The 8,497-nt window shown below is 46.4% G+C and carries 7 protein-coding genes; all 7 read right to left on the bottom strand.

From position 1 onward, the window contains the following. Positions 1-22: 22 nt before the first annotated feature. Positions 23-1,339, bottom strand: a complete 1,317-nt coding sequence (locus ACTHMC_RS06835; protein WP_440412015.1) for a MutS-related protein — start codon at positions 1,337-1,339, stop codon at positions 23-25. Between the two features lie 16 nt (positions 1,340-1,355). Next, complete coding sequence (locus tag ACTHMC_RS06830; RefSeq protein ID WP_440412013.1) at positions 1,356-2,645, bottom strand: MutS-related protein; 1,290 nt, start codon at positions 2,643-2,645, stop codon at positions 1,356-1,358. Positions 2,646-2,682: 37 nt separating this feature from the next. Continuing rightward, positions 2,683-4,998: a Gldg family protein gene (locus tag ACTHMC_RS06825; protein WP_440412011.1), complete on the bottom strand. Its 2,316-nt coding sequence runs from the start codon at positions 4,996-4,998 to the stop codon at positions 2,683-2,685. A gap of 11 nt (positions 4,999-5,009) precedes the next feature. Next, the gene (locus ACTHMC_RS06820; protein ID WP_440412009.1) at positions 5,010-5,930 is read right to left on the bottom strand and encodes an ABC transporter ATP-binding protein; all 921 of its coding nucleotides are present in this window, start codon (positions 5,928-5,930) and stop codon (positions 5,010-5,012) included. Between the two features lie 16 nt (positions 5,931-5,946). Then, on the bottom strand, positions 5,947-6,750 hold the full coding sequence (locus ACTHMC_RS06815) for a hypothetical protein (RefSeq protein WP_440412007.1): 804 nt from the start codon (positions 6,748-6,750) through the stop codon (positions 5,947-5,949). A gap of 43 nt (positions 6,751-6,793) precedes the next feature. Further along, on the bottom strand, positions 6,794-8,254 hold the full coding sequence (locus tag ACTHMC_RS06810) for a RagB/SusD family nutrient uptake outer membrane protein (protein WP_440412005.1): 1,461 nt from the start codon (positions 8,252-8,254) through the stop codon (positions 6,794-6,796). Between the two features lie 10 nt (positions 8,255-8,264). Beyond that, on the bottom strand, positions 8,265-8,497 hold a 233-nt coding region (locus tag ACTHMC_RS06805), incomplete at its 5' end, for a hypothetical protein (protein WP_440412004.1).

Here is an 8,497-nt window from a genome sequence, read left to right as displayed (position 1 = left end):
TGGAAAAAATTTACAGGCACGTTCAATCACCAATCAGTTCGATGATGCCTTCATTTTTGATAATCATCATTCCCTGCCTGTCTTCGGTGATGCCATCTTTCAGCTGGTATGTGTAACGGGGTATGCTGCCTTCCAGAACAGTGGGCATATATTTGAATCGTATATTCTTTTTATTCTTCAATTCCTCTCCTACTTCAATGATATGGGTGCTTACAATAAAGAGGCAGTTCTGGTATTCCGCAAATGCTTCGGTGACAGCGAGGGTCCCATCAAATGCATCTTTCACGTTGGTGCCCTTGAACAACTCGTCGAACATCAGCAGCAGGTGTTTACCTGTGCGGGTAGCATCCGCAGCCTGTTTTACACGCACTACTTCTGCATAGAAATGGCTGTAGCCAAGTGCAATATTATCTGACACGTTGATGCTGGAGTAAATGCCTGACCTCACGGAAAACCGCATGGAAGCTGCATGCACCGGAAAGCCGATATGCGCCAGGTACATAGATATGCCGATGGTCTTCATCCAGGTTGATTTGCCCGCCATATTAGCTCCTGTCAGAAAGATCACATTGCTTTGTTCCTCCATGGAAATATCATTACCAATGGCATTGCTGATGCAGGGATGCCTGAGATCCGCAGCACTGAAAATATTGGCTGTTTCAGGCATTGCCGTGGCCCAGGCGAATCCCCGGGTAAGGGCAACATCTGCTACAGCAATGTTCACATCCAGTTCTGCAATGAAATGAAGCATCGCCCTCATCTGCGTATTGAATTTACTTTTCAGCAAATGATCGTAGGATGCAATTCTCTTTACAGAAATACTGGAATAAATATCAGTGTCTACCAGCTCAGCGAGTTCCCGTGCCTGCAGCACAGCACGAACCTCATTTATACGATGCTGAAAGGAGCCGCCCATTACCTGCAATTGCTCCACCATCACCAGGCATTTCCTGAGGATAATGATGGTTGCCTGCAAACCCTGGATAAGCGTTTTGTATCGCTCATCCCTGGTGAGTGAAGCCAACGTTTTTTTAAGGATGATGCCGGCATAGGTACCGAGCTGACTTCCACTGGCTGTTGAATCGATATATTCCTGCATCTGCACTACCTGCTTTGCATCGAAAGGAAATTGCAGGCGGGCATCCTGGAAGAATCTGAATACGGAAGTGCGCTCATTGATGAGGTTCTCATCTGTCAATGGATTTTTGAACAGCTGGTCGAGCAGTTGCTCCCCGCTTCTTGTTTTCACCTGGTTGAAAAGTGAATACACCGATCCCTGCCTGAACTTACCCATGAGGTTGAGTTCTTCCTGGGACTGCCTGTCTATAGTAAAACTCATAATGTATTTTTCATGATCATTTCTTCTTTCCGGTTGCCAACGACTCCAGGATGCCTTCATTCCGGATGATCACCATACCATGCCTGTCATCTGTAATACCCTCTTCTAACGTATAGGTATATTCGGGTATCGTTCCATTCATACGGGTGGGTAAATACTGGAAACCGATATTGGGCCTTTTTTTCAGTTCATTGCCTGCCTCTACAATATGGGATGAGATGAGAAACAGGCTGTCTTTCTTGCCTGCAAAGGCCATGGTAACAGCCACTGTGCCTTCATGCGCATCTTTCACATTTGTTCCCCGGAACAATTCATCGAAGAGCACGAACAGCGATTTGCCGGCGCCCAGTTCGGCAGCCACTTTCTTTACCCTGAGTACTTCTGCATAGAAATGACTGGCACCGATCCCCAGATTATCCGGCAGGTTGATAGTAGTGAGCACACCATCCATCACGGCAAATTCCATTGACCTGGCAGCTACAGGAAAGCCCATATGTGCTATGTAAACCGCTGTGCTGAATGCCCTGAGGAAAGTAGACTTGCCCGCCATGTTTGCGCCTGTCAGGAATATTACAGACTTGCCTGCATGCATGTGTAGATCATTGGCTACCGGCTCTTTCAATTCCGGGTGATAAACACCTTCCGCTTTCAGGATATTACTGCCACGCGGATGCGCTACGGGGAAAACAAATTTTCTGTTATTGGCAACCTGTGCCACTGAGATATACACATCTGTCTGATAGATGAATTGCAGAACAGTATTGATCTTATCTCTCTCCTTTCCGCGCAGCAGCATGTCGTAAGCAGTTACTGCTCCAAAGGAGATCCTGCCGCCAGGCTTCTCCCTGAAAATCGGTTCCAGTGCCGGAAGCAGCAGCAGATCCAGGATTGTCTTCCTTTCAGCTTCCTGCATGGGAATCTGAGCAATCACTCCATTTTGAATGAACTCCATTACAGCGTGGAGTAATTCTATCAGCGCAGTAACACCTGTGCTGATCTCCTTATCGCCCAGTGTTGCAGGTTTGGCTTCATGAGCATCATCGCCATGCAATATGTATTTTTCAACGCTGTCCAGTAAAGATGCATTGAAAGGGAACAGGGTCCCGGTCTTTGCATATGACGCAATAATGCCGGCACGCCTGTTGATCTCTTCAATGTCAGACAATGGATTCCTGAACATTTTTTCCAACAGCATTTCTCCGCCGCGTGTATTTGTATTGTTATAGATGTCGTAAATACCGGTACGTTCTCTTTTGGCAAATAACCTGAGATCTTCGATGGTTTGATCATCCGTAAGGAGGAACATGACAGAACAGTTTATGAATGATGATAATCGAATTTTCTTATTTTCTTTTCCTGCGCACCAGCAGGATGGTGGCCATCAACAGCAGTGCAGCCGATCCTATGTAAACAAAGAGCGCTTTGGTAATCTTCGTTTTTGCCGATGTTGTTTTCAGAAATAGGTCAGGCGCAAAAGGATAATTGGTATAAATGGGATAGCGGTTGTACAGCAACCAGCTATAAAAAGCTGTATTGAGCGATCCGTTCTTCATTCTGTAGAATGTCATAAAATCGGCATCGCCTGTAACGATGATCCGCTGCTCTTTATTCCCTTTATTCCGGCTTAGTTTCAGGGCAATCATGTATTCATTCTTTTGCTGATCACCTTCGGCGCGATTAAAAACCGGCGCTGCCGAGTCTACCACAAGCCTGCCGTTTTCGATCCACGTTCTTTCATTGCCGGCCTGCGCAATTACAGGTTCCACAGTGAACCCATCGATGGCTTCATAACTCAGGTCCAGGGTTCCTTCATTCTCCGCTATTGCTCCTCTGATTTTGTATTGCTGAAAAATTTCCATACCCTGTTCTTTAGCCAGGAAGTTACCAGCCGGTGTGAGCGGGCTGTTAAAAATATGAGGCTGCTCATGCTCGTTGGGCCTTACAACAACGCCGGTACCAGGATATACACCAATGCTTTTAAGAACAGGAGCCAGGATGAATTGCTTGCCAGGCTCCAGATATATCAGGGCGTTGCCTCCTTTATCGAGGTAGCTGATCAACTTCTCCTTCTCTTCATTACTGTAGTCAGATTTGGGATCGGCCACCACCAGGAGATCTGTATTTTCAGGGATCTCTTCAATGGCAAGTGAAACAGTATCCGTATCAACTCCTTCATTGATCAAAGTTCTCCTTACCCCCTTTATGGTAGTATGAGGTCCAAACTCCCGGGGTGCAGCGCTCATCGGATTACGCTCATAGTGGCCGGAAACAAAATGAACGGAGACTTCTTTGCTTCGGGTCAGTCTTTTCAGCGTGGCTGCATAATGCAGCTGATCAGGCCAGACCTGTGAATCCAAATAGGTTCTCAGAAATTCTTTTTTCCCTTTGTATTCCACCTGCATCACCAGGTGCATGCCTTCCTGAGCAAGATCGATCTCCTTCCTGATGGCAGCAGGCGCTTTGAAAATGGACGGGCGGATGTTGAACATTTCCGCTTCAATGGCCATAATCTCCTTCAATGATTTACCGGGATACTTCCTGTAATAACTACTATTCCCATCCACCACATCGTAATAATATTCGTACCTGAATTTTATATTGGGATAGAACCTGATAAATGGCTCCCATATACCCCAGACATAATGATTCCGCATTTGTGGAAGGCCGTAATGTACATTCTTATCAAGCAGGTTGGTATACAGTGTAACGGTAAGCGGCGATCCATCGAGATCATTCAGCACTTTCAACATTTCAGGATGCAGTGTATTGATCTTATTCTTCGTTACATCCAGGTAAGCGATATATCCAGGCCTTGAGCTGAAATAGCCCAGAACGATGATAATCAGAGCAAGCAGGGAATAGCGGGATGCATTGACCGTCCACTTCCATGAATGCTGTATGCTTTTCAGTTTGATCATCGCAAATCCGATGAACATGGTGATCACCAGCAGAAAATAAATAATGTCCCTGCTGGTGATCAGGCCTGTCATCATCTTTTCCGCTTTTCCGGAGATGGACATAAAAAAAGTAATGTCCCTCACCAGGTCATACTGCTGCCATAATCCGCCAATGGAAGCCAAAACAAAGAATACGGAAAAGGTGATCACTGCCGCTACGATCTGGTATCCTGTAAGGCAGGATATGAACAACCCGATGGCTGAATAGGCGCCCATCAGCAGGAACACTCCCAGCATGATAGACAGGTACCAGGCATATTCTGCATGCTGCGTATTCAGTTGCAGACTGGTGAGGATGATGGCGAAAATCAGCAGCAACAGCAGGTTGAAAAACATCAGTCCCATAAACTTTCCGAACACTATATGCCGGGTAGATACGGGCGAGGAGTACAGGAGTTTGATAGTCCCGTTGCTGATCTCGCGATTGATGATGCCCATCGTGAGCAGTGGAATGAAAAGGTAAAGGTACTTCATCATTATGCCCGTTACCGTTGCTGCCAGCACATTACCAATACCTTTATCAAACCCGGTCCAGCTTTCATTGAAATCCAGCATTACTTCCTGGTACACGGCATAATTGCCCAGTGCACCGGTGTAGGCAATGGCCATCGTTACATAAAACAGAAAGATCACAAACCAGGCGATGGGAGAAAAGAACAGGTATCGCAACTCAGCCCTCGCAATTTTGAATATTATTTTCATTGTCGGGGCGTTTAGGCTTGTTGGGATAGTTGTTTGAAGACATCGTCCAGCACCGATCTTTCGGGATTGATCTCCGTAAGCCTCCAGTTATGTTGTACGCTTGCAGCAATGATGGCTTCAGAAATACCGTCACTGGTTGAGAACCAGATCCTGCACTGTTTGTCTGACAGGAACTGTATTTTGGTGACTCCGGGTATTTTCATCAGCTCACTTTCAGCAGGAGGATTTTCCATCCTTGCCAGTACAGCCGTGGGTTGGACATAATTATTGAAAGACTCCATCGAATCGGAGAAAACGATCCGTCCGCTTTCGATCATGATGATGTCCCGGCAAAGAAGATTGATCTCTGAAAGGATATGGGAAGACAGGAGGATGGTATGATCCTGCGCGATTTCCCTGATCAGTTTTCTTGCTTCGATGATCTGGTTGGGATCGAGACCGTTGGTTGGTTCATCCAAAATCACGATACCTGGTTTGTGGATGATTGCCTGGGCAATACCAACACGCTGTCTGTAGCCACCAGACAGATTCCTGATCAGCCTGGAGCTGAAATGGGTGATCCCTGTACGATCCATCACTTCAGCCACTGCACGCTTTACCTGTCTGGCTTCAATGAAACGCAGGTCAGCAGTGTAGGTCAGGTATTCATTCACAGTGAAGTCTGAATACAATGGCGGGGTCTGTGGCAGAAAACCAAGTTGTTTTTTAGCCAGCTTTGGATCTTTCTTTTTATCGATGCCATTGATGTATACATTCCCTTCCGTTTGATTCAGTACGCCACTGATGATATTCATGGTAGTGGATTTTCCTGCCCCGTTGGAACCAAGCAATCCGATCACTCCATGCTGACTGATCTCGAAATTGATATCCCGGATGGCCCAGGCAGTGGCATACCTGTGGGAGAGGTTCTCCACTTTCAATGCTATGCTCATATTTTGTGATTGATGTTTATCTGTGATTCATTACAGTTATCCTTTGCATGTTGGGATAACCTGCACCTGGTTTCCCGGTGAATACAAGTGTATTGGATCTGAAGATCCAGTTATTGACAGTTCCGGGCCAGGAGGTGCCGGGGTTCAGTCCGGATGTGGTGAAGCTGGTGAGCAGGTTACCTGTTGCCTGATCCCTTACTTCAAATATGTAATCAGGCGTTGACATATCTGCATCCAGTTCTACAAAATCCGACAATGATTTGAATGGCAGGTTCTGAATGAAGGAGCCATTGGGCTCACCCATGATGTTGACACAGATGGGCTGTGTGGAACTGAAGTTGGCGAAACGGAGATGTGTAGTGCTGTCCTCCCTGTTGATGGGTGGGATCAGATCTTTAAACAGAGAATAGGCTGCGCCTGATTTTTCACCATGCAAAAAGAGTGAATAGATCTCACCCGCTTTCAGATCTCCCGGAATACTGATCAGCGGTTTATCCTTCGGCAATGTATCCGGCGCCACATACAGATCAATGTGTTGCGGAAACTTATCTATCAGGAGCAGGTTATTGCGGAGATCATAGAATTTGTTGGATAAGAGGAGTGATGTTCTGTAAACCACCGGATGATTTCCACTGAGATTGGCATAAAGGCTCAACCCGTTATCCATTGCATTGAACACCTGTACTGTGGCTGGATTTCCTTGATGCACGTCCTTATTGCAGGAAGTGAAAACCGTCATCAGCAAAAGGAAAGGAAAAACAATAAGCGCCCTGTTCTGCACCATGCAGGTGCAGTTACGATTGTAATATGTAAATAACATGTGTGAGTGTTTGGGAATGAAAGATTGGGTTGCAGAATGCAGCTTACCTTACATTATATTCTGGATTTTGAATGAGGTTGCTGTTCTCTCTGATCTCTTCCTCCGGGATGGGATACAGCAACTGGTAATCTCCCCACCAGGGTTGTTTGTTGGGAATGGCACTGAGTACATCACCAGCTTCGCCGGTCCTTTTCAGATCGAACCAACGGTGGCCCCATTCAAGGAAGAGCTCTACCCTTCTTTCATGAGCGATTGCCGTGATCACCTGTTCGGGAGTCAGTTGATCATCCAGCTCATTCACTCCTGCTCTTCTTCTGAGAATATTGAGGTCTTCGATGGCATTGGTCTTATTACCGGGAGTGGAACGCATGATTGCCTCGGCCCTGATCAGGTGTAGTTCAGACAACCTGATAACATTGTAATACTGCTGCTTTTCTGCCCTGGTATATTTAGCCGCAACAACTGCTGCATTCACCTGCCTGGTCCACAAGGTCTTTCTCTGATCATTTGCTTCAAATGCTGCTGCCAACTGGCCGCTCAGTTCGTATGCACGAAAATAAGCGCCTCCGGCGGCAGGTACATTGTACAGGACATAACCTTCCGGTACGCCGTTCTGTACCCAACTGTTATCAGCGGCGGGCTTCAGTTGTAAAATCGTTTCTCCGTTATTGGGCAGGAATGTATTGTTGAGATTTTGTTCAATAGAAAATAATGCAGTGTGACCGATAACGTTAGAAGCGCTGGTTATTGCCTGTTGATATTCGCCGGTGTAAAGATAAACCCGGGCTAACATGGCTTCTGCAAACCACCTGTTCACTCTCACTCGTTCATTTCTACCTACTGAATAATCAGCAGCAAGCAGCGATCTGGCTGCTACCAGATCAGCTTTGATCTGTTCGTACACTTTTACAACAGGCGACCTGGGAAGACCTTGTGTCACTCTAAAATCAGTACTGAGTACCAGTGGCACATCTCCATAAAAGTTCACGAGATAAAAATAGCTGAATGCACGGAGTGCAAGTGCTTCGCCTGTCAGTTCTTTTCGCACACTGTCAGTAAACAGGATGGAACTGGAAGCCCTGATCCCTTCAATGGCTGCATTGCAATCAAAGATAGCCTTGTAAGCAGATTCCCAGATCATGGCGGTCTTACTGCTGTTCACCACAGTGAGTTTGTTATTGTAAGCAAACAGGTCGGCATTCTGCAAATTGGTGGGTACAGTCAGCTCATCTGCTGAAAGGCCTCCCAGAATGGTGCAAAGGCCTGCGGAAAATACTTTGTCGGTAATTACCTGACCAGTACTCATGCCATTTTCATTGAGGCCATTGATCATTTTGGAATAGATGGCTGCAATAGCCCATTCCGCCTGCTTATTGCTTTCAAAGATCTCCGGAGTGGTTACGGAGTTGATGGGTGGAGCGATCTCCAGCATTTTTTTACATCCCGAAAGGGTGAGGATGCCGATGACCGCGTATATCCCTGACAATAATATTTTGTTTCGCATGATCTGCATTTTAGAAAGTAAAGGAAACCCTGGTGGTAATGGTCCTTGGGATAGGTGATGCAAAGCTGGAAATCGTGAGCTCCGGATCAAGTCCTTTGTAGGAGGAGAGCACGAGCAGGTTCTGGGTATCCAGACTGATATCTGCGCCCTTCATTTTGATCTTGCTCAGCCATGTTTGCGGCAATCGCCAGGAGAGAGAGAGGTTTTGCCATCTTACATAGGAGCCATTCGAATAAACACCAT

Source organism: Pseudobacter sp. (assembly GCF_051955275.1).
Classification (GTDB): domain Bacteria; phylum Bacteroidota; class Bacteroidia; order Chitinophagales; family Chitinophagaceae; genus Pseudobacter.
Note: the sequence above shows the minus strand (reverse complement) of the source record. Positions and strands in the feature narration are given on the sequence as shown.